Annotated in this window: 23 protein-coding genes; 8 read left to right on the plus strand and 15 right to left on the minus strand. The window is 69.1% G+C overall.

From position 1 onward, the window contains the following. Positions 1-15 precede the first annotated feature (15 nt). The 4 genes from pdxH (at position 16) to NI2_RS19025 (ending at position 4055) form a co-directional block, all read left to right on the plus strand. A complete protein-coding gene (gene pdxH, locus NI2_RS19010; RefSeq protein WP_371851991.1) occupies positions 16-699 on the plus strand; it encodes a pyridoxamine 5'-phosphate oxidase in 684 nt (227 codons plus the stop codon). A gap of 64 nt (positions 700-763) precedes the next feature. Next, entirely contained in the window at positions 764-2047 is a 1284-nt protein-coding gene (locus NI2_RS19015; RefSeq protein WP_174552217.1) for an MFS transporter, read from the plus strand. 294 nt (positions 2048-2341) lie between these two features. Further along, the gene (locus tag NI2_RS19020) at positions 2342-3655 is read left to right on the plus strand and encodes a citrate synthase (RefSeq protein ID WP_084457266.1); all 1314 of its coding nucleotides are present in this window, start codon (positions 2342-2344) and stop codon (positions 3653-3655) included. A 40-nt stretch (positions 3656-3695) separates the two neighbouring features. Further along, positions 3696-4055, plus strand: coding sequence for an FKBP-type peptidyl-prolyl cis-trans isomerase (locus NI2_RS19025; protein WP_067492438.1), 360 nt, complete (start codon positions 3696-3698; stop codon positions 4053-4055). Positions 4056-4108: 53 nt separating this feature from the next. Here NI2_RS19025 and NI2_RS19030 read toward each other — a convergent pair whose 3' ends face one another. After that, on the minus strand, positions 4109-4681 hold the full coding sequence (locus NI2_RS19030; RefSeq protein ID WP_067492441.1) for a hypothetical protein: 573 nt from the start codon (positions 4679-4681) through the stop codon (positions 4109-4111). A 205-nt stretch (positions 4682-4886) separates the two neighbouring features. Between NI2_RS19030 and NI2_RS19035 the strand changes: the two genes are divergently transcribed. Next, a complete protein-coding gene (locus NI2_RS19035) occupies positions 4887-5510 on the plus strand; it encodes a DUF8020 domain-containing protein (protein WP_067492443.1) in 624 nt (207 codons plus the stop codon). A 48-nt stretch (positions 5511-5558) separates the two neighbouring features. On the opposite strand, the gene NI2_RS19040 is transcribed toward NI2_RS19035, so the two are convergent. Both NI2_RS19040 and NI2_RS19045 read right to left on the minus strand, forming a co-directional pair. Beyond that, on the minus strand, positions 5559-6140 hold the full coding sequence (locus NI2_RS19040) for a Uma2 family endonuclease (RefSeq protein WP_067492445.1): 582 nt from the start codon (positions 6138-6140) through the stop codon (positions 5559-5561). Between the two features lie 35 nt (positions 6141-6175). After that, on the minus strand, positions 6176-7336 hold the full coding sequence (locus NI2_RS19045; RefSeq protein WP_067492447.1) for a YhgE/Pip domain-containing protein: 1161 nt from the start codon (positions 7334-7336) through the stop codon (positions 6176-6178). A gap of 238 nt (positions 7337-7574) precedes the next feature. Here NI2_RS19045 and NI2_RS19050 point away from each other — a divergent pair, with 238 nt between their 5' ends. After that, positions 7575-8228, plus strand: a complete 654-nt coding sequence (locus NI2_RS19050; protein WP_067492449.1) for a DUF8020 domain-containing protein — start codon at positions 7575-7577, stop codon at positions 8226-8228. A gap of 73 nt (positions 8229-8301) precedes the next feature. Here the strand turns inward: NI2_RS19050 and NI2_RS19055 are convergent, their stop codons facing one another. The 12 genes from NI2_RS19055 to NI2_RS19110 form a co-directional block, all read right to left on the minus strand. After that, positions 8302-8877: a hypothetical protein gene (locus tag NI2_RS19055; protein WP_067492451.1), complete on the minus strand. Its 576-nt coding sequence runs from the start codon at positions 8875-8877 to the stop codon at positions 8302-8304. After that, positions 8874-9410, minus strand: a complete 537-nt coding sequence (locus NI2_RS19060) for a DUF6286 domain-containing protein (RefSeq protein ID WP_067492452.1) — start codon at positions 9408-9410, stop codon at positions 8874-8876. Before NI2_RS19060 ends, NI2_RS19055 begins: the two co-directional genes overlap by 4 nt. Next, the gene (locus tag NI2_RS19065; RefSeq protein WP_084476526.1) at positions 9407-9760 is read right to left on the minus strand and encodes an Asp23/Gls24 family envelope stress response protein; all 354 of its coding nucleotides are present in this window, start codon (positions 9758-9760) and stop codon (positions 9407-9409) included. The genes NI2_RS19060 and NI2_RS19065 overlap by 4 nt, the downstream gene beginning before the upstream one ends. After that, positions 9757-9945: a hypothetical protein gene (locus NI2_RS19070; RefSeq protein WP_067492453.1), complete on the minus strand. Its 189-nt coding sequence runs from the start codon at positions 9943-9945 to the stop codon at positions 9757-9759. The genes NI2_RS19065 and NI2_RS19070 overlap by 4 nt, the downstream gene beginning before the upstream one ends. Position 9946: 1 nt before the next feature. Continuing rightward, positions 9947-10417, minus strand: a complete 471-nt coding sequence (locus NI2_RS19075; RefSeq protein ID WP_067492456.1) for an Asp23/Gls24 family envelope stress response protein — start codon at positions 10415-10417, stop codon at positions 9947-9949. Positions 10418-10490: 73 nt separating this feature from the next. Continuing rightward, complete coding sequence (locus tag NI2_RS19080; protein WP_067492458.1) at positions 10491-10826, minus strand: hypothetical protein; 336 nt, start codon at positions 10824-10826, stop codon at positions 10491-10493. Then, positions 10823-11191 carry an Asp23/Gls24 family envelope stress response protein gene (locus NI2_RS19085; RefSeq protein ID WP_067492578.1) on the minus strand — a complete coding sequence of 123 codons (369 nt, stop codon included), beginning with the start codon at positions 11189-11191 and terminating at the stop codon, positions 10823-10825. The genes NI2_RS19080 and NI2_RS19085 overlap by 4 nt, the downstream gene beginning before the upstream one ends. 5 nt (positions 11192-11196) lie before the next feature. Then, entirely contained in the window at positions 11197-11769 is a 573-nt protein-coding gene (locus NI2_RS19090; RefSeq protein ID WP_067492460.1) for an Asp23/Gls24 family envelope stress response protein, read from the minus strand. Further along, positions 11760-12323: an RNA polymerase sigma factor gene (locus NI2_RS19095; RefSeq protein ID WP_067492462.1), complete on the minus strand. Its 564-nt coding sequence runs from the start codon at positions 12321-12323 to the stop codon at positions 11760-11762. The genes NI2_RS19090 and NI2_RS19095 overlap by 10 nt, the downstream gene beginning before the upstream one ends. Positions 12324-12442: 119 nt before the next feature. Next, positions 12443-13765, minus strand: a complete 1323-nt coding sequence (locus NI2_RS19100) for a sensor histidine kinase (RefSeq protein WP_307657540.1) — start codon at positions 13763-13765, stop codon at positions 12443-12445. A 41-nt stretch (positions 13766-13806) separates the two neighbouring features. Next, positions 13807-14511, minus strand: a complete 705-nt coding sequence (locus tag NI2_RS19105; RefSeq protein WP_067492466.1) for a response regulator transcription factor — start codon at positions 14509-14511, stop codon at positions 13807-13809. 169 nt (positions 14512-14680) lie between these two features. Beyond that, entirely contained in the window at positions 14681-16711 is a 2031-nt protein-coding gene (locus tag NI2_RS19110; protein WP_067492468.1) for an AMP-binding protein, read from the minus strand. 316 nt (positions 16712-17027) lie between these two features. Between NI2_RS19110 and NI2_RS19115 the strand changes: the two genes are divergently transcribed. Both NI2_RS19115 and NI2_RS19120 read left to right on the plus strand, forming a co-directional pair. Beyond that, positions 17028-20723 (plus strand): sensor histidine kinase, encoded by a 3696-nt coding sequence (locus NI2_RS19115; RefSeq protein ID WP_084476528.1) that lies wholly within the window; start codon positions 17028-17030, stop codon positions 20721-20723. Then, the gene (locus NI2_RS19120; RefSeq protein ID WP_011207200.1) at positions 20720-21133 is read left to right on the plus strand and encodes a roadblock/LC7 domain-containing protein; all 414 of its coding nucleotides are present in this window, start codon (positions 20720-20722) and stop codon (positions 21131-21133) included. The genes NI2_RS19115 and NI2_RS19120 overlap by 4 nt, the downstream gene beginning before the upstream one ends.

The following is a 21133-nucleotide window of genomic DNA, read 5'->3' on the forward strand; positions in this document are numbered from 1 at the left end:
CTGTCCGACGCCGCGATTTCCGGCGCTGTCGACCTGAGCACGATGCGTGTCGACTACGGCGATCCGCGGGCGGTGCGCACCACCGAACCCGATCTGGACGAGTCGTGGGTGGCCGGTGGCTGGGAGCCGCTGCTGCGCCGCTGGATCGAACAGGCGGGCACCCTCGGGGTGGCCGAACCGAACGCGATGGTGCTGGCCACCGTCTCGCTCGCCGGACCGGCGCCACGGCCGATGGCGCGCACGGTGCTGTGTAAGGGCCTCTCACCCGAGGGTGTCGTTTTCTATACGAACTACGACTCGGCCAAGGGCAATCAGCTCGCCGCCGACCCGTACGCGGCGGCCACTTTCGTCTGGCCGTCGCTGGCCAGACAGGTGCACGTGCGCGGCGTGACCGAACGTGTCGCGCCCGAGGTCACCGAGGCGTACTGGCAGACCCGGCCGCGCGAATCCCGGCTCGGCGCCTGGGCCTCGCAGCAGTCGCGGCCCGCGGCCACCCGCGCCGACCTCGATCGCGCCCTGGCCGAGACCACCGCCCGGTTCGCCGATGTCGACGACATCCCGGTCCCGCCGCACTGGGGTGGTTATCTGCTGCGACCCGACGAGGTGGAGTTCTGGCAGGGCAGGCACGGACGGCTGCACAACCGGATCGTCGTCCGCATCGACGGCGAACGGACGACGGTTCTGCGCCTGCAACCCTGACGGTGGGATATCTCACCGAGCGCAAACATGGGACGTTTCAGCGCAACTGGCTAATCTCCGGCGCGTGAAACTGCTCGCCGATACCCGGCCCCTGCGAAATCGCGACTATCGCAGGCTGTGGACGACCAACATCGTCACCGTCATCGGCGCGCAGCTGTCGGTAGTCGCGGTGCCGCAGCAGATCTTTCAGATCACCGGCAGCTCCGGGTACGTGGGTCTGGCCGGACTGTTCGGCCTGATTCCGCTGGTGGTGTTCGGGCTGTGGGGCGGCGCGCTGGCCGACGTGATGGACCGGCGCACCCTGCTCGTCATCACCACCGCGGGCACCGGTGCGACGGCGGTCGCGTTCTGGGTGCAGGCCGCGCTCGGCCTGAACAACGTGTGGCTCGTGCTCGGGTTGTTCGCCACCCAGCAGGCGTTCTTCGCGGTCAACCAGCCGACCCGCAGCGCCCTGATCGCCCGGCTGCTGCCGCCCGAGCAGATCGCCGCCGCCAGTTCGCTGAGCATGACGGTGCAGAACGTCGGCATGATCGCCGGACCGGTCCTCGCCGGTGTGCTGATCCCCGTGCTCGGTCTGCCGACGCTGTACCTGCTCGACGCGATCGCGCTGCTCGCCACCCTGTGGGCAGTGTGCCGCCTGCCCGCCTTCCCGCCGAGCGGTGAGCAGCGCCGGGCCGGTCTGCGCGCCGTCATCGACGGCTTCCGCTACCTCACCGGGCAGCGGATCCTGCTCGCCTCCTTCGTCGTCGACATCATCGCCATGGTGTTCGGCATGCCGCGCGCGCTGTTCCCGCAGATCGCGCACGAGACCTTCCACGATCCGGCCGAGGGCGGTGTGGCACTCGGTCTGTTGTTCGCGGCGATCTCGGCGGGCGCGGTGCTCGGTGGGGTGTTCTCCGGGTGGGTGCCCCGGGTGCGCAGGCAAGGGTTGGCGGTGATCGTGTGCATCGCGATCTGGGGCGTGGCGATGGTCGGTTTCGGCGTCGCGGTCGGCCTGGCCGGGCATCTGTTCGGGCTGGGGGTGTGGTTGTGGATCGCGCTGGCGTTCCTCGCGCTCGGCGGTGCGGTCGACATGGTGTCGGCGGCGTTCCGGACGGCGATGTTGCTCAACGTGTCGACCGACGAGATGCGCGGTCGGCTGCAGGGGGTGTTCATCGTGGTTGTCGCCGGTGGACCGCGGGTCGGTGATGTTGCCCACGGTTTTGCCGCCGCGAGCTTGGGTACTGCTGTTGCCGCCGCGGGTGGTGGCGTCCTCGTGGTGATCGGGGTGCTTCTCGCCGCGTTGGCCTTCCCCGCTTTCGTTCGCTACCGCGTGGCTCGCGCGCACGCCGAGGTTGTCGCCGAATAAGTTGGGAGACAAGGAAATACACGGTCGACGCGGGTAGTGGGCGAGTTCGGGCCGTGACCACCGGTTCCGGCCCCGCCGCGCGCCGTGCGAACCCGGATCCGCGCAGGTGGAGCACCTCACCACGGATTCGCCCCGGTGTGAGCACAGCCCAGGCCAACCCTGATTGCTCATCCACGGCCGACAAGAGTTAGCGTTACACCAAGCGCGCCGTCTGCCGACCGCAAACGGCGCACGGTTCGGCGCCGGGTTTCAGGGCTCGGCGAGAATCTCAACTAGCCTGAGAGGGATCCTTCCGTGCCCGCTGAGAACATCACCAACGTCGCCGATGACGCCAAGGCGGTACTGCAGTACCCCGGTGGCGAGTTCCCGATCTCGGTCACCAGGGCCGCAGAGGGCAACGACGGACTCGACTTGGGCAAGCTGCTGGCCAGCACCGGTTACGTCACCTACGACCCCGGTTTCATGAACACCGCGTCGACCAAGTCGGCCATCACCTACATCGACGGCGAAGCGGGCATCCTGCGCTACCGCGGCTACCCGATCGACCAGCTCGCGGGCCGCTCGACCTTCATCGAGGTGAGCTACCTGCTCATCTACGGCGAGCTGCCGACCCAGGCCCAGCTCGACGACTTCACCGATCGCATCCGCCGCCACACCCTGCTGCACGAGGACCTGAAGAGGTTCTTCGACGGCTTCCCGCGCAACGCGCACCCCATGCCGGTGCTGTCGTCCGCGGTGAACGCGCTGTCGGCGTACTACCAGGACTCGCTCGACCCGCGCGATCCCGAGCAGGTCGAGCTGTCGACCATCCGCCTGCTGGCGAAGCTGCCGACCATCGCGGCGTACTCGTACAAGAAGTCGGTCGGTCAGCCGTTCCTCTACCCCGACAACTCGCTGTCGCTGGTCGAGAACTTCCTGCGGATGACCTTCGGCTTCCCGGCCGAGCCCTACGAGGTCGACCCCGAGGTCGCCGCCGCGCTCGACATGCTGCTGATCCTGCACGCCGACCACGAGCAGAACTGCTCCACCTCGACCGTGCGCCTCGTCGGCTCCTCCGACGCCAACCTGTTCACCTCGGTGTCGGGTGGCATCAACGCGCTCTGGGGCCCGCTGCACGGCGGCGCCAACCAGGCCGTGCTCGAGATGCTCGACGAGATCAAGGCCAACGGCGGCGACGTCAAGGAATTCATCCGCAAGGTCAAGAACAAGGAAGACGGCGTGAAGCTCATGGGCTTCGGGCACCGCGTCTACCGCAACTACGACCCGCGCGCCACCCTGGTCAAGCAGGCCGCCGACAAGATCCTGTCGAAGATCGGCGGCGACGACCAGCTGCTCGACATCGCCAAGCAGCTCGAAGAGGCCGCCCTCACCGACGACTACTTCGTCTCGCGTCGCCTGTACCCGAACGTCGACTTCTACACCGGCGTCATCTACCGCGCGATGGGCTTCCCCACCCGGATGTTCACCGTGCTGTTCGCAATGGGCCGGCTGCCCGGCTGGATCGCGCACTGGCGTGAAATGCACTCCGAGCCGCTCAAGATCGGCCGGCCGCGCCAGATCTACACCGGCTACGGTGAGCGTGACTACCGCGCGATCGACAACCGCTAGTCATCTGGACAACGCACACTATCGAAGGGGATAGCCCGCAATGACCAAGCCGGAAATCGAATTCCAGGAGGGCCCGCCGCCCTCCCAGCTCGTCATCAAGGACATCATCGAAGGCGAAGGCGCCGAAGCTGTGCCCGGCGGCACCGTGGAGGTCCACTACGTCGGCGTCGAGTTCGAGACCGGCGAGCAGTTCGATTCCTCCTGGGACCGTGGTGAATCCATCACCTTCCCGCTGCGCGGCCTGATCCAGGGCTGGCAGGACGGCATCCCGGGGATGAAGGTCGGCGGCCGACGCCAGCTGACCATCCCGCCGGAGCTGGCCTACGGTCCGGTCGGTGCGGGTCACCACCTGTCGGGCAAGACCTTGGTCTTCGTGATCGACCTGCTCGACGCCAACTGAGCTGAGCTACCGGCGGCCCGTGTTTCCCCAGGGAGACACGGGCCGCCGACGTTTCACACCTTGTCGATCGCGGCGGCCAGCCAGCGGTCGTCGACCTTGCGCATGGTCAGTGCGAAGGTGGTGCGCTGCGAACGACCGTCGGGTGCGGTGCCGTTGGTCAGCCGCTGACCGACGATGGCGACGACGACGTACTCGGTGCCCGCGCCGGACCTGGACAGACACTCCGGCTCGCCCTCGACCGTCGAGGACACCTGAGCGGTCTCCATCGCCGCCCGCAGCCCGGCGGCGCCCTCCACGAACTGGTCGTGGAATTCGCCGGTGGAACCGGCCCGCATCTGCTCGAAGTAGCCGTCCAGGTCGCTGTGGTGATAAGTCACCATCATCCGCGTGATCGCGCAGGCCGCGAGTCGGGCCTCCTCCTGGGGCAGGACGGCGGGTTCGCCCGGCAGCGCCACGGGAGCCGCAGGTTCGCGAAACATGGCCACCGCGCCTGCCGATCCGCCGATCAGGGCCGCGACGAGCACCAGGAGGCCGACGACGATCCAGCCGACGCCGGGCGAGCCGCCCGGCGGGCGCACCGGTCCGGTGGGTGCGACATTGTGTGTACCAGAGCCGGTTTCGATCATCCTGCCCCCCCTTCCCGCGCGTCAGCTTACGGGCTGCGGCGACCCGTGGCGCGGCCCGGTCGGGCATCGGGGTAATGTGCGGCGGGTGTGACCGGAGCCATAGCTCCCCGTGTGTCTCGTTTCCAATGCGTTGTCCATGACAGTGACTTGTTCGATTCGTCCGGGGCCCGGCTGCCCGGGTGATTCGGGAGGGAGATTCTCGATCATGTTCCACCACAAGGTTGTCCGTCACGCGCTGGCCGCCGTGCTGCCCGTCGCCGTCGCGGTGAGCGTGGTCGGTGCCGGGACGGCTTCGGCTGAATCCGATCAGGTGCGCTTCGCTCAGGGGCTGGCCAGCACCGGCGAAGGGTTCAGCACGACCGTCGCCCCGGATCTGCGCACCGTGTCGGCCTCGCTGTCCGAAGGTCGTTTCGTGCTCGGCCCGCAGGGTGTCGTCGTCGAATCGGCCGCGGGCGAGCAGACCGGGCAGATCCCCACCTCGTTCACCACGGCGGGCGGAAACCTCATCTCCCTCGCCACCGAGATCGCCGCCGACGGTCACAGCCTCACGGTGACCCCGCGGCCCACCCCCGCCGCGACGGCCGAACTGCGCACCATCGCCACCAACCCTGCCGCCCAGTTCCCCGACCCGGTCCAGAACGCCGCCGCCATCGGCGCCGGCATCGGCCTGATCGCCGCCGCCGTCGTCTGCATCCCGATGATCACCACGATGATCCTCTACCTGCCCTGTGTCGGCCTCGTCGGCCTCCCCAACGCCCTGGTAGGCGCCCTGATCGGCGCCATCGTCGGCGTAGCCGCCCCGGACGTCATCCCCCAGATCCTGCCCTGACCCCGAAACCCCTGCGGCCCGGTCGACTTCGACCGGGCCGCACGGGTTTCAGCGCATCAGTTCGTCGAACGGTATATCCCCGACGATCACATGCTCGAGCCGAAGCAACCCTTCCCGGTGGATCTGGTGCAGCCGGTACTCACGGGCGTGGGCGTCGAGCCGGAATTCGAGTACCTCGGCGATCCCGAATTTCGTATCGAGCATGACGACCAGGTAGAGCGGAATGCCGACTCGCGCGTACTGTGCCTTCTTGTCGAGGAGGTCCTCGGCGGCTGTCGACGGCGAGGACACCTCGACGACGATCAGCGCATCGCCCGCCTCCGGTTTGTCTCCTGGTTGCTCCAGGCACCGGTAGACCGTCACATCCGGTCGGCGGAAGGTGAATTTCGGGACCCGCCAGAGCACCAGATCGATGTCGGTCTCCACGCGAATGCACGGTTCGGTGCTCGGCAGGTCTTCCATGGCACCTGCCAGGCGGCGGGCGACGCGGTTGTGTTCGGGCGTCGGTGATTCGCAGAGAATGACGTGTCCGTGCACCACCTCGATCTCCCGCGAGATGTCCTCGGGAAGCTGACGGTACTGCTCTTCCGTCATCTGGTGGGGTAGCGAGTCCACGGCCTGGATCGTCATAGGCAGAGCTTACCGACTGGTGTGGTATCGGGCAGCTACTCGTGGACGACCTCGACCGGGTCGGTGAGGGCGAGGGCCAAGGCGGATTGTTGCGATCGACCGCGTGGGGGGAGGGCTTCGAGTGCCTTGCTGGTTTGGGTGTTGAGGTTGCCGACGATGTTCTGCAGGGCGCCTACGCCGCCGGTGAGTTGTTCGATGGCCGAGACCAGTTGGGCGCCGCCCTGTTCGGCGAGGGTGGGGAGGTCTTTGGCGAGGGCGGCGCCCTGGGTGAGCTGGTCGCGGGCGCTGTTGAGGCGGGCGACGACGGTGCGCAGGAGCGTGCCGAGGTCGGTGTTGGGATCTACTGCGGCGCCGGTCAATTCGCTCAGACCGGCCAACTGGGTGCCCGCCTGGTTCGAGACCGCCTGGAGCGCCTCGAGTTTGGTGATGATGCCGGCCAGCTGGGGGTCGGCGGCGAAGGGGAGTGCCTTCAGTGGCGGCAGGATCTGGTCGAGACCGGTGCCGAGGGCGGCCGCGCTGTTCTGCACGCCCGCGATGGTCACGCCGGTGGAGCTGAGGGCATCGGCGAGCTGGGTGGCCTGCAGTGCCGCACCGTCGACGGTCTGGTTCAGCAACTCGATCGCCGAAGTGAGCTGTCCCGCACCTTGTTTGGCGAAGTCGAGGAAGCCGAGCAACTGCTCCGCTCCACCGCTGAACTGGTCGGCCCCATCGGCGGCCGCGTTCACGCCCGCGCTCAGGAGCTGGGCGGTGAACTGCACCGAGGTCATCTGATTGCGCGCCTGCGACACCGCCGCGAGCGCCGCATCCACGCCGGACGCGCCGATCCGATGAGTCACCACGTCGACCGCGCCGTTCACCGTGCCCTGGTCGGCGCCTTCGTGAGTGGTGACGGTGACCTTGGCGCGCTGCGGTGTCGGTGTGGCGAGGGTGGCCATGGCCGAGGTGAGATCGGCGGGCAGCGTGATCACCGCGGCGTAGTCGCCGGGATCGACCTCGCCGGGCTTCGCGAGCGTCCACTCGTAGCCGCCCGCCTCCTGTACCGCCTCGGCGACCCGTTCACCGGTCGGTCCGGTGTCGGCGTTGACCAATGCGATCCCGGTCGGCGCGGAATCCGTTGTGGCGCAGGCGGCGACGGTGGCACCGGTGAGCAGGACGGCGGTGAGCAGGCAGAGCAGGCGGGCGCGTGTGTGGATCACAGCCGCGACGGTATCGGGACAGTTCGGTGCGGGTCGTGGGGGTTGTCTGAGAGTTCGTTGAGGAACACCATTTCCCACTCATCGAGACTGTTAACCCCCGAATGCTATGTGCTGTGTCACAGTTCCGGTTTCGCAGCTGTTCTGTTCGGTACAACTCTCGAGTCAATCGACATCGAGATTTTTTCGATTCGTCCGGGGGTTCGGGGGTCGCCGGAGGCATCGGGAGGGAGACATTTTCATGTTCCGCCACACCATCACCCGTGCGGGTCGTCGCGCGTTCGTCGCCGCGCTGCCGCTGGCCGTCGCCACCTCGCTGGTCACCGCGGGCACCGCTGCCGCCGACGTGACCGAGCGTCAGGCGCAGATCGCCACGGGCCTGTCCAGCGTCGTCTCCGAGGGTGGTGTCGACTTCCGCAGCGCCGTCTCGCCCGACCTGCGCACCATCTCCGCGACCGTCGAGAACGGCCGCTTCGTGCTCACCCCCGACGCGCTGACCGTGGTCTCCGCCGAGGGCGTCACCGTCGGTGAGGTGCCGCTGAAGCTGAACACCGTCGACGGCAACGCCATCGCGGTCGCCTCTGTGGTCTCGGCCGACGGCAAGAGCGTGTCGATGGCCCCCGCGCTGTCGGCCGACACCAGCACCGAGCTGAAGAACATCGCCACCGACCCGGCCGCCGCCAACCACGACCCGGTCCAGAACGGTGCCGCCGCGGGCGCGACGATCGGTGCGATCGCCGCCGCCATCCTGTGCGTCCCGGCCCTGGCCGCGTTCATCATCGGCTACGTCTTCTGCGCCATCCCCGGCGTGATCTCCACCGCCATCACCGGCGCGGTCATCGGCGCAGTCATCGGCCTGGTCATCCCGGAAGCCGTTCCCCAGGTCCTGCCCTGATGATCCGCACCCGCGGGCGGTAGCCCTCGGCTCGGCACACGAAAGCCCCGCACTCGCCGTGCGGGGCTTTCGGCTACCTGGCGCGCTTGGTTCTGCCGCGATCGGCGATCCGGAACTCGACGCTCACCGGAATCGCGCTGAGCTCCAAGGCCGTTCGCAACCGGGGAACGGCGTGACCGAGTATCCGTTTGCGCAATGCGGTCAGATCGGCGTCGGGGTCGGTCTCGACCAGCAGGTGCAGATCGGGTGCCAGCTTTGTGCCCGAGAGCCGGGCGGTGGCCGATCGGACCCCGTCGTAGGTCTCGATGTCGGCGGCAACCGGTTCGGCGGCGGTAGCGGAACCGAGGCGGGTGTACCCCTGGTCGGTGGAGTCTCCGAGCTGCCACACCGTCTGCTTGGGCAGGCGCGTGAATTGGGCGGCCAGCCACCGCAACGCGGCGAGCGCGAGGACGACGGCTCCCGCCACAGCGAGGAAGAAGACCCAGCGCGGTGGTTCCGCCGTTCCGGGTACCAGCGGTGAATCGCGCGAGATCCGGGCGAAGGCACCGAGGTGTGCCGCGATCAGCAGCCCGCCCGCCGTGGCGAGCGAGAGGCCGAGCAGCCCGAGCAGTCCGCGATTGAGCCGGGCGGGCCGGTTGACGACGGTCATCGCGTACCTCCTGGTCCGATCGTGCGCAGGCTGGTGCGCAGGCGGGGGACAACGGCCGGCCTGATCCGGTCCAGCCGGGCGGACACGGCTGTGCCGAGGTTCTCAGCGGTCCGCTCGGCGGTGTGACGGGTGTGCCCCGCGATGTGGATCTTCTTGCGGCGCAACCGGACCCGCGCCTTCTCGACACCGTCGACGGCGCCCGCGGCATCAGTGAGCGCGTGCCGCAGGCTGCGCCTAGCGATCCCGGCCTCGAGATCGTCACCGGGTTCCAGCGCGAGCACCACCGGCTTGCCCGGCGTCACCGCGACCGCGAGCAGCGCCAACCCCACCGCGGCGAGGACCGCACCCGCACCGAGCACCCACACGCTGTCCCACGACGTGTCGTGCAGCCGGGTGGCGAGGCTGTCGTAGGAAACCCATTCCCGTGACCCGGTGAGCCGCTGGATCAGCGACACCGCGACGAGCACGGCGGCGCCGAGCAGCGCCAGCGCGACGACGACGGCCGGGACGACCCGGCGGGGGCGACGCGTCATCGGACTCTCCTCTCCGGCGGTTCGGGAACCATGGCCGACACCTCGATGTCGACCCGTGGCACGGTCAGACCGGTCAGCGCCTCGGTCCTGGCGATGAGGTGCGCGCGGCACGCGTCGGTGACGCGCGCGACCGGCGACGGATAGCGGACCGGCAGCCGGACGTGCAGGGTGGCGCCGGTCCCGACGACCTCGGCGCGCACCCGCACATCCGGTTCGACCCCGGCCACCTCGGTCGCGGCCCGAGCGGCGATGCGCCGTACGACGCGCTCGTCGATCGTCGTCGCCCCTGGCAATTCGGTGGCCTCGGGACGCGCGGTGACGCCTGCGAGCTCGGTGGCGGCGCTGGTCACCGCCTGCTCCGATCCTGCGCCGACCGCAGCAGCCCGGACAGATCGACTTCACCGTCGAGCCAGCGCCCGATCAGCAGGCCGAGGCCACCGAAGATCAGCACCACAGCGAACGCGCCGAGCCCGCCGAAAGCGGCGGCGAACCCGAGGGACAGGCCCATGACGAGGCAGATCGTGGTGGCGTTCATGTCACTGCACCCGGTCGCGGGCAGGCTGCTGCTGGTCGTCGGACTCGTCTTCGATGTAGACGTCGTTGACGTTGATGTTGACCTCGACGACCTCGAGTCCGGTCATCTGCTCGATGGCCGTGATCACGTTGCGGCGCACCGCGCGCGCCAATTCGGCGATGGCGACGCCGTATTCGACGACGAGTTCCAGGTCGACGGCGGCCTGCTTCTCGCCGACCTCGACCGAGACACCCTGGCCGATGCTCGAGGAAGCGCCCGGAATGCGGTCGCGCAGTGCGCCGATCGCGCGGGCGGTGCCACCACCGAGGGCGTAGACGCCGCGCACCTCACGTGCCGCGAGTCCCGCGATCTTCTGGACAACGGTATCGGCGATGGTCGTCGTGCCCTGGTCGGTCGCCAGCGCCCCCGTACCCTTGCCCGGTGCGCCGGTCTTCTCGACGGCCTTGCTGTTCTCGGTGTTCGTGCTGGTCATAGCTTCCTCCGATGGTGTTGTGCTCCAACATTTCTCGAACTAACACTGGTAGGACACCGTGGCCGGGGATTCGTCACGGGCGGGGAACGTGATCTGGATCGCTCCCGCCGGCAACGGTTTCGGCGTGCAGGTCGACGACATGGATCCGCAACCCCGCGCCTGCCCACGGGGTTTCGTCGAGCAGCGGGCGAATCGCGGCTTCCAGCTTGTCGATCAGCGGACGCAGCGGCAAACTTGCGGCTACCACGCGCAACTGCACCGCCGTCTCATCGAGATCCACCGCCGAGCTGCCCGCGTTCCACGGCAGCCAGCGGCTGTTCTCCAAGCCCATCGGGACAGCGGGATGCACGCCGTCGACGGCATCGATGGCCGCGACGATCCGGTCGATCAATTCGGTCTCACCGCTCACGATCGCCCCGGTTCGATATCGAGTACCCACACCGTCACCTCGTCGACCTCGGCGCCGGTGTCTTCGGTGACCGCTCGCGCGACAGCCTGCTGCACCGCCCGGCCGACCTCGCCGACATGCGCCGACGCCGTCAGCGCCAGATCGACCTGGAGGCTGAGCAACCCGCCGGTCCGCCGCACCCGGACACCGGCGGAAGCGGCGGGTTCCTGTCCGATCCAGAGCTGGCGTCCGGTGCGGGCGAGCTGACCGACCAGGCCGAGTACGCCGGGCTCGAGCCGGGCGACCCCGGACACCGCGGTCGCCGCCCGCGCAGCGACCGCGGCGATCACGGCGTCGCCGACGATCAATTCGGTTTCGGGGAGCATGCCGGTCACCGGTCCTCCTCGTAGAGGTCGACAACGGTGAGGTCGAGCCTGCCCAGGTGCACGCCGACCCGTGCGGTGGCCGCGGCGCGCACCCGCTCGCGCACCAGCGAGACGACGTCCTCGATGCGCGGCACGCCGTGGCGCACGGCGATGGTCATGTCTACGGCGATCACCTGCTCGCCGTTCGCGCCGGGTTCGCTGCTCTGCACCCGGCAACCGCGGGCGCGCACGCCGTCGACGGTGTCGGCCGCGAACCGCAGCACAACGGCCACCGCCTGCTCGCTGACCTGGATGGCGCCGGGATGAGGTGTGTCGAGTGTGAGGGTGCGGCCACGGCGCACATCGGCGCGCACGGCCGACATGATGCGCCCGAACAGGTCGGGTGGGGGTGGGTCGGGTTCCTCGATCAGTTCGCGGGTGGCCGTGCGCAGGGTCAGCAGGCTCTCCCTGGCCGCGGCGCACTGCGGGCACGTCGCCTCGTGGCTGTCGACGTCGTTGTCGTCGAGTCGTTCCCACACCTGTTCGAGACCGCGTCCGCACGGGAGCAGGTAGTCGTTGTCGTTGTGGGTCACCGCCATGGCTTCATCACCTCTGCCAGTTGGGCTCGGGCACGCGCGATCCGTCCGCGCACCGCAGTGCTGTTGGTGCCGACGATCTCGGCGATCTCGTCATAGGAACGGCCGTGCACTTCGCGCAGCAGCCAGCAGGCCCGCTGTTCGGGCGTGAGCAGTTGCAGCGCGTCGGTCAGCGCGGCCATCTGGCTGCTCACCTCGGTGGCGTGATCGGGTCGGGTGTCGGTGCGAGTCGACGCCGTGGTGTCGGGGTCGACCTCGGTGGAAGGGCGGCGCGCGCGGATGACGTTGAGACACCGGTTGGTCGTCATCCGGTAGAGCCAGCTCGCGAACGCGGCGTCGTCCTGTAGGCGCGCGATCGTCCGCCAGGCCTTGAGGAACACCTCCTGGGTGACGTCCTCGGCCTCGGCGCGGTCGGCCAGCATCTTGGCGGCCAGCCGGAACATCGGTCCTTGATAGCGCAGCACCAGCTGCTCGTATGCGCGGACATCGCCGTCACGCGCCCGACCTGCCAGGGTCGCGTCGTCCAGCTCTGTCTCGGCCGCGGGTGACACCGTCACACGCCCACCTCCTCCGCTGCTCCTGTGATGGACACCGACGCGCAGGACATCGTCACGGCGAATTATGAGTGATCGTCGTCTCTGTCCCGGTTCCCCGCGATCCCAGGAGTGTCGCGGTCTCAGACAGCCGGGCGGATCGGCAGGTCGAGGACCAGCCGTGCACCGCCGAGGGAGCTGTTCTCGAAGTAGGCACGGCCCCCGTGCAGCTGGGCCTGCTGGGCGACCAGAGCGAGGCCGAGGCCGGAGCCGATCTTCGTGGCGTTGGAACCACGGGCGAACCGCTCGAACACCCGGTCGCGTTCGGCGGCGGGAACGCCGGTGCCGTTGTCGTCGACCGCGATGACGACGCGGTCGGCGCCCACGCGGTGAGCCGAGACGACGGCCTCGGTCGCGCCGCCGTGTCTCACCGAGTTGGTCAGCGCGTTGTCGACGGCAAGGCGCAGGCCCGCGGGCAGACCGCGGGTGATCAGTTCGGCGTCGGTATCGATGCGCACCGACAGGCCGGGGTTGTGTCGCATGGCGTCGTGCGCGGCCTGGTCGCACAGGTCGGCCACATCGGTGGCGACATGGTCGGCTTCGGCGGTGAGGTCACCACGGGCCAGCCGTTCCAGTGCCGAAAGCGTCGTCTCGACGCGAGTTTCGGTGCGGGCCAGATCGTCGAGGATCTCGCGGCGCTGGGCGTCGGTGAGGTCGAGCGTGCGCAGTACCTCGAGGTCGGTGCGCATCGCGGTGAGGGGTGTGCGCAGTTCGTGGGCGGACACGGCGGCGAAATCGCGGGCGGTCTCCAGCGCGGCGGCGGTCTCGGCCTGGGCCTGATCGACACGGGCGAGCATGGTGTTCACCGCCTCGGCGAGTTTCTCCGCCTCGTCCACACCGGAACCGTCGACCGGTTGGGCAGGGTGGTCGGGATCGGGGAAGGCGCTGCGTGCCGAGACCTGCCGGGTGAGCCGCACGATCGGGTCGACAGCCCGACCGGCGAGGAGCCAGCCGAGGGCAGCCGCCGCGGCGACCGCGATCGCGGCGCCCGCGAGTACCCAGCGCTGCTGATCAGCTGTCGCCTTCGCCGCCTCGGTGGTCGGAATGGCAAGCGACACAGTGCGACCCGCCGGCTGGTTCTCGGTGGTGGTCAGCACCCGGTAGGGCTGGTCGTTCACCTCGACGGTCTGCGAGCCGGGCGCGAGATCCGGCAGCTGGGTGGAGCTGGACGCGGTCACCTGGCCGTTGTCGCGCACGGTGAGCGCCATCGTGTTCTGCAACCCGGTGAGATTCACGAAACCGGTGGCGAGCACCGGCTCGATCAGCACGATGCGCGAGGCGATTTCGAGTTGCTGATCCGTCTGGGTCACATTGTTGCGTTCGATCGCCTGAAAGCCGACGAACGCGGCAATGCTCACGATGATCACCGCACCCGCCGCCGCGGCCGCCGCGACCCGTGTTCGCAACGAAAACGATTGCCTGCGACGGACTTTCGGCGACCGCACGATCATTTAGGTTCCCGCAACACGAAACCGACGCCACGAATAGTGTGCAAAATCCTTGGCGTGTCATCTATTTCGAGTTTGCGCCGAAGGTATCCGACGAACACGTCGACCACATTCGTATCGGCTATGAAATCGTAGCCCCACACCAATTCCAGCAGCCGCTCACGCGTGAGCACTACACCCGCATTGCGCGCCAGGGTGGACAGCAATTCGAATTCCCTTTTGGTGAGCTCGATTTCCCGCCCGTGCAGCAGTGCGCGATAACCCGCGACATCCACCTGTAGTGGGCCGACGGTGATCGCGTCGGGCGCCACCTGATCGGGCGTGTCGGTTCGCCTGCGCAGCAGGGCGCGGATGCGGGCGACCAGCTCGGCGAGTTCGAACGGTTTCACCAGGTAGTCGTCGGCACCCGACTCCAGCCCGGCGATCCGGTCGTCCACCGAGGCGCGGGCGCTGAGCACGCAGATCGGCACGTCGTTGCCCATGGCCCGCAGCGCCGTCACCACCCCGGCGCCGTCGAGGACCGGCATGTTCATATCGAGCACCACCGCGTCCGGCGCGTGCTCGGACACCGCCCGCAACGCGGCGCCACCGTCGCGGGCGACGAGCACCTGGAACCCGGAGAGCCGCAGACCGCGCTCCACCGAGGCGAGCACGTCTTCGTCGTCGTCGACGACCAGCACAGTAGCGGCGGCACGTTCAGTCACGCCGCAATCCTAGGGGGACTCGAGCGTCGAGAACTGTGTCGCCAGCCGCCGATGCCTGTTCTCGGCGCGCCTCCGCCTCTGGACTGAGCGGAGGGTGCGACGAAGGAGTGCCCGGAGGGAGGGAAGAGGCGGAGTCAAGCGCCGAGAACCGCGGCGCCAGCCGCCAATGTCATTGCGCTACCTGGTCGCCGTCGTGGTCGGGGGTGGTCGGCCTGCCCAGCGGGGGATTGGCGAGGATGCGGTCGGCCAGGGCGGTGAGGACGGCCGGGTCCTCGATGGTGGCCGGGGGTTCCACGTGTTCACCGGCTGTGAGCTGGCGGATGGTCTTGCGCAGGATCTTGCCCGAGCGGGTCTTGGGCAGGCCGGTGACGACGATCGCGTCGTGCAGGGTGGCGATGGCGCCGATCTGCTCGCGAACCCGTTCCACGAGCTCGTCGCGCAACTGGTCGGGCTCGATGTCGATGCCCTGCTTGAGCACCACATACGCCAGCGGCAGGCTGCCCTTGAGCTCGTCGGGCACGCCGATCACGGCGCACTCGGCGACGGCCTCGTGCCCGGAGATGGCGGCCTCGATACTGCCCGCCGAGAGCCGGTGCCCGGCGATATTGATGACGTCGTCGGAGCGGCCGAGGACGTAGAGGTAGCCGTCTTCGTCGAAGTAGCCGGAGTCGCCGGTGAGGTAGTGGCCGGGGAACGCCGAGAGATAGGAGCGCACGAACCGCTCCCGGTTGCGCCACAGGCCGCTCAGGCAACCGGGCGGCAGCGGCAGGCCGATGACGATATTGCCCTCGGTGCCGTTGGGTACCGGGTTGCCGCTGGCATCGAGCACCCGCAGGCGGTACCCGGGCACCGGCACCCCGGCGGAACCGGGCTTCACGGGCAGTTCCTGCAGGCCGAGCGGGTCGGCGCAGATGGGCCAGCCGGTCTCGGTCTGCCACCAGTGGTCGACCACCGGAGTGTCGGGATGACCGGCGAGCAGGGTGTCGCTGGCCCACTCGAAGGTGGCCGGGTCGAGCCGCTCGCCCGCGCAGAACAGCGCACGCAGCCGGGACAGGTCATGGCGATGGGCGGCGGTGGCCTCCGGGTCGGCGCGGCGGATGGCCCGCAACGCCGTGGGGGCGGTGAACAGCACCCGCACGTCGTGTTCGTCGACGATGCGCCAGAACGCGCCCGCGTCGGGGGTGCCGACGGGTTTGCCCTCGTAGAGCACCGTGGTGGCACCCACGAACAACGGCGCGTAGACGATGTAGGAGTGGCCGACCACCCAGCCCACATCCGAGGACGCGAAGAACACCTGACCCGGGCCCACGTCGTAGATATTGCGCATCGACCAGGCGAGGGCCACCGCGTGGCCGCCGTTGTCGCGCACCACGCCCTTGGGCTTTCCGGTGGTTCCCGAGGTGTAGAGGATGTAGAGCGGGTCGCAGGCGCCCACGGTCACCGGCTCGGCCGGCTCGGCCTCGGCGACGGTGGCGTCCCAGTCCAGCCAGCGCGCGGCGACGGTCTGATCCGAGGCGGGCAGCACGTCGGTGGCTGGCTGGTTTTGGGCGAACTCGATGGTCGGGAACTGTGGTCGCTGTTTGACGAGCACCGTGCGCACCGAGGTGCTCTCGGCCAGGTCGAGGGCCTGCAGCACGATCGGCGGGTACTCGATGCGGCGGCCCGGCTCGAGCCCGCCCGACGCGGTGACGACGAGCACCGGCTCGGCGTCGTCGATGCGGGCCGCAAGCTCGGGTGCGGCGAACCCGCCGAAGACCACCGAGTGGACCGCGCCGATGCGGGCGCACGCCAGCATGGCGATCACGGCCTCGGGGATCATCGGCAGATAGATCACCACCCGGTTACCGGCGACCACGCCGAGATCACGCATCGCCCCGGCGAAGCGTTCCACCTCGCTGAGCAATTCCGCATACGTATAAGTCGTTGTGGTGTCGGTCATGGCCGACACATAGATCAACGCGGCCTGATCCGAACGTCCACCTTCGGCGAGAGTTCCGCCGCGCACATGCCGGTCGAGGGCGTTCACACAGGTATTGAGCTTGCCGTCGGGATACCAACGGGCCGAACGTTTGTCGGCGGCATCGAGAGTGTGCTCGGGGGCGAGATCCCACTCGATCTCGCGAGCGGCGGCTGACCAGAAGTCGGCTGGATCGACCAGGCTGGTCTGATAGACCGGCCGGTACTCGTGTTCGGTGTCCAAGCCTGTGACTCCTAGCCTCGCTTCGTGCCCGCTCGATAGATCCTGATGATTGTGGCAGACTTCACGCGACACCCGAGGGGGTGCCGCGACCTTTGGTTTTGCCTGTAACGGGCAGGTCATCGCGCGGACCTCTACCGGGAGTCGGCCAAGAAGTTATTGATCCGTTAGAATCTGTTGTCACTTATTCGGGCAGTCGTAGACGCAATTTCTCGGCCAGCCGCAGTTCTCGGCCAGCACCGTCTGGCGAGCCACCATTGCGCCTGTGGAGGTTCGTGATGGCGCACGGTACGAGGCCAGTTTGGAAAGTGAGTGGGAGATGCGTGACGCCGCTAGGTCCGGCAGCAAGCGCTGGGCGCTCGGCAACTGGGACCTGCGTTGGAAGGTTACGGCCGTCTTGGCTGTGCCTCTCGCGGTCGCGGTCGGGCTCGGCGTGTCGAGGATTACCTCCGAGTTCACCGAGGCCAACCGGCTTTCGAGCATCAACGAGCAGGTAGACGCGATTCCGTCGGTCACCTCGCTCAGTGCTGTGACCGCGCGGGTGACCGGTAGCCAGACCGTGCCCGCCGGTCCTGGGGTCACCCTGGTGACCGATCAGGACCTCGTCGACCTCGACGCTGCCATCGCCGAGGGCGAGGCCGAGCTCGGTCGGCTCGTCGACCTGCCGAAGGCGCACTCCGCGCTCGAGCGGATGATCGCCCAGGCCAAGAATGTGCGTGCCCAGGGCAAGGGGCTCACGGCCTCGCCCGATACCGCGCTCGCCTCGGTCGAGCAGATGCGCAAGGACAGTGTCTCGATCGTCGAGTCGACGATCGCCCAGGTGAGCAACCCGGTGATGGACACGGCCAAGCTGCGCCTGGTCGACTCGCTCAACACCCGGTCGATCCTCGTCGATCAGCTGGCCGCGATCTCGGAGATGCTGCGCGGATCGCCCGCGGGCCCGCAGAACTACCTCACCGGCGTGGCAACCGAGCGCCACCTGCTCGACGTGCTCGCCAACCGCTTCCCCGACGGCGACCAGGTGCTCGCCGACCTCAAGACCCAGGCCGACATCCGCCAGAACCTGGTGAGCGGGCCCGACGTGGCCGCGGGCAAGCTGCCGATCGGTGAGATGCGTACCTCGCTGGTCACCAGTCTCGTGGCCTACGAAACCGTCGTCGACGAGTCGACCAAGGCCATCGAGACCTCGATGGACGAGCTCACCACCTCGGCCGCCACCGGCGCCTGGACCTACACCGCGGTCGTCATCGCGACCATCCTCGCCGCGCTGCTGCTCGCCGTGTTCGTCGCGCGCTCGATGATCGTGCCGCTGCACCGCCTGCGCCTGGCCGCGCTGCGCGTGGCCGAGTCCGACCTGCCTCACGAGGTCGCCCAGCTCCGCAACGGCGCCGCCCCCGAGGACGTGCCGCTCGAGCCGATGCCGGTGCGCTCCGACGAGGAGATCGGTCAGCTGGCCCGCGCCGTCGACGACATCCACGGTCAGGCGCTGCGCCTGGCCAGCGACCAGGCGCAGATGCGTTCGCAGGTCAACGACATGTTCGAGACGCTGGCGCGGCGGTCCAAGTCGCTCGTCGACCATCAGCTCACCCTCATCGAGGCGATGGAGTACGACGAGAAGGACCCGCGCCTGCTCGAGAACCTTTTCCGCCTCGACCACCTCGCCGCGCGCATGCGCCGTAACGGTGACAACCTGCTGATCCTCGCCGGCACCAAGCAGCGGCGTTCCAAGTCGGCCCCGGTCGAGATCGCCGACGTGCTCCGCGCCGCGATCTCCGAGGTCGAGGACTACGAGCGCGTCAAGCTCGGCGCCACCCCGCGCGGTTCGCTCGTCGAACCGGCCGCCTCCGACCTGGCGCACCTGTTCGCCGAGTTGCTCGACAACGCGCTGCGCGCTTCTCCGCCGGAGACCGACGTCAAGTTCACCTTCGCCCAGGCACACGACCAGGGTCTGCTGATCGAGGTGGCCGACCGGGGCATCGGTATGCCGCCCGCGGAGATGACCGACATCAACCGCAGGCTCGAGCAGGCAGCCGAGCCCGGCCCCGACACCGCCCGCCACATGGGTCTGTTCGTGGTCGGCCGTCTGGCCGAGCGGCACGGTCTCACCGTCCGCCTGCGCCCGACGTTCGACACCGCGCGCGATCCGGGCGTCACCGTCACCGTGCACGTGCCGGTCGGCCTGATCGTCTCGGGTGCCGGTGGCGCGGTCGTGCCGCCGAACCAGCTGCAGAAGCAGCAGCAACCGCCGCAGCAGCAGAAGCCGCAGCCCCAGCAGCCGCAGCAGCCGAGCACCATGCAGACCCGTGCGATTACCCGTACCCCGGGTGGCAACATGATGGTCACCGTCGACCCGGGCGTGAGCCCGCCGCCGACCGGTCCCGGTGGACTGCCGCAGCGTCAGCCGGGCAATGCCATGGCGCAGACGCAGGACGGCAACGAGCAGTCCACGTCGTTGCGCCCGGCCACCCCCGGTCAGGGCAATGTGCCGCAGCGCGGCAAGCTGGCCGCGGCCAACCTGCCCAAGCGCAATCTGGCAGCGGGTGGTCCCGGCACGCCGCAGCGTCCGCAGCCACCCCAGCCCCCGCAGGGCAAGCCGGGCGAGGCCAAGCCCGCGCCGACGGCCGGTGGCCTGCCGCAGCGTCAGCCGGGAGCCAACGGTGCTCCCGCCCGCGAGCAAGGTCAGCCGCCGCGCGACGCGGCACCCACTCATGAGGGCGGCCTGCCGCAGCGTTCGCCGGGTGCCAACGGTGCCCCACCGTCCGGTCCGCCGCCGCGTGACCCGTCGAATCGCGCGCCCCAGCGCGATCAGACCGGCGGTCTCCCGCAGCGTGATCCGGCCGTCGGCGCGCCGCCGGGTGGGCTGCCGCAGCGCGCCCCCTCTGGTGGTTTCCCGCCGCGCGAGCCGTCCAACGGTCTGCCGCAGCGCGAGTCGACCGGCGGTCTCCCGCAACGCGATCCGTCCAACGGTCTGCCGCAGCGCGAGTCGACCGGCGGTCTGCCGCAGCGCGCGCAGAACACCCCGCCGACCGGCCTCCCGCAGCGCGGCACCCCCGCCCCGCAGCGTGATTCCGAGCCACTGCGGCGAGACCCGGCTACGGGCCTGCCGCAGCGCGGTGGACCCGCGCCGCAGCGTGATTCCGAGCCGGTGCAGCGCGACCCGTCGACCGGTCTGCCGCAGCGTGGTGGCCTGCCCCAGCGTGAGCCGACCCCGCGTCTGCCGCATCGCGAGCAGTCCGGCGGCCTGCCGCGCCTGGACAACCCGGGCGGCGTTCTGCCGCAGCGGGATCCGGCCAACGGGCTGCCGCAGCGCAACCCCGCCGGTGGCCTGCCGCAGCGCACCCCGTCGGAAACGCCGGCTGCCCAGCGGGATCCGGCCGACGGCGGCCTGCCGCAGCGCGCGCCCGGTCTCCCGCAGCGCGGTGAAGCCGCACCGGAGCGCCCACTCGGACCGAATGGGCTGCCCCAGCGTGCTCCCGGCGCTACTGTGGTACCGCAGGCGAACGCCGGGCCGGGAGTGGCTCTGCCGCAACGGGATCGGGATCCTGCGGAGCCGGGGAACGCTGCGTCGGCAGGGCGTGATCCGGGACGGCACAGCTATCGGTCGAATCCGGCCAAGGCCGCGTCGTTCTTCCAGACCAGGTTGCAGCCGGCACCGGAGGGCGATTCCGTGATGGGCGGAACGCCGATCTTCGCGGAGATGATGTCGGCGTGGCTCACGGACGAGAATTCCGACCGGTCCCAGCTGGCCGCCGCCTTCGAATCACCCGGTGACGAAGGTTGGCAGGCCGCGCGACGGGCCGCCGAGGCGCAGGCCGAGGCCCGCACGGCCGCCGGCTTGCCACAACGCAATCCGGGCGGAAGGCTCGTGCCCGGTGGCGTGACCGGTAACGCCGACCGCACACCGAAGCGCGACCCTGAAACCATCAGGTCCAGCTTGAGTCGTCACCAGCAGGGCGTCCGGGATGGCCGCGCAATGAAGGCAATGAACCTAACCGGAGATAAAGGAGACCGATGAACCCCGATCTAGGTGGTACGAACCGTCAGCTGGATTGGCTGGTTTCGAACTTCGCCAACGAGGTTCCTGGCGTAGCCCATGCTGTCCTTGTCTCGGCCGACGGCCTGCTGATGGCCGCCAGTGCCCAGCTACCGGTCGACCGCGCGGAGCAGCTGTCTGCTGTCACCGCCGGTCTGGCCAGCCTGTCCGTCGGCGTGTCGAATCTGTTCGAAGGCGGTACGGTACTGCAGTCCGTCGTCGAGATGGAGCACGGTTACCTGCTGCTGATGGCAGTGGGCGACGGCTCCTATCTCGCGGTCCTGACCAACACCTCGTGTGACATCGGTCAGGTCGGCTACGAGATGGCTCTGTTGGTCGAGCGTGTGGGCCAGACCGTCCAGGCCACGCCACGCGTCACGATGGGTTCCTGA

Origin of the sequence: Nocardia ignorata NBRC 108230, assembly GCF_001612905.1 — a bacterium.
GTDB classification, from domain to species: Bacteria; Actinomycetota; Actinomycetes; order Mycobacteriales; family Mycobacteriaceae; genus Nocardia; species Nocardia ignorata.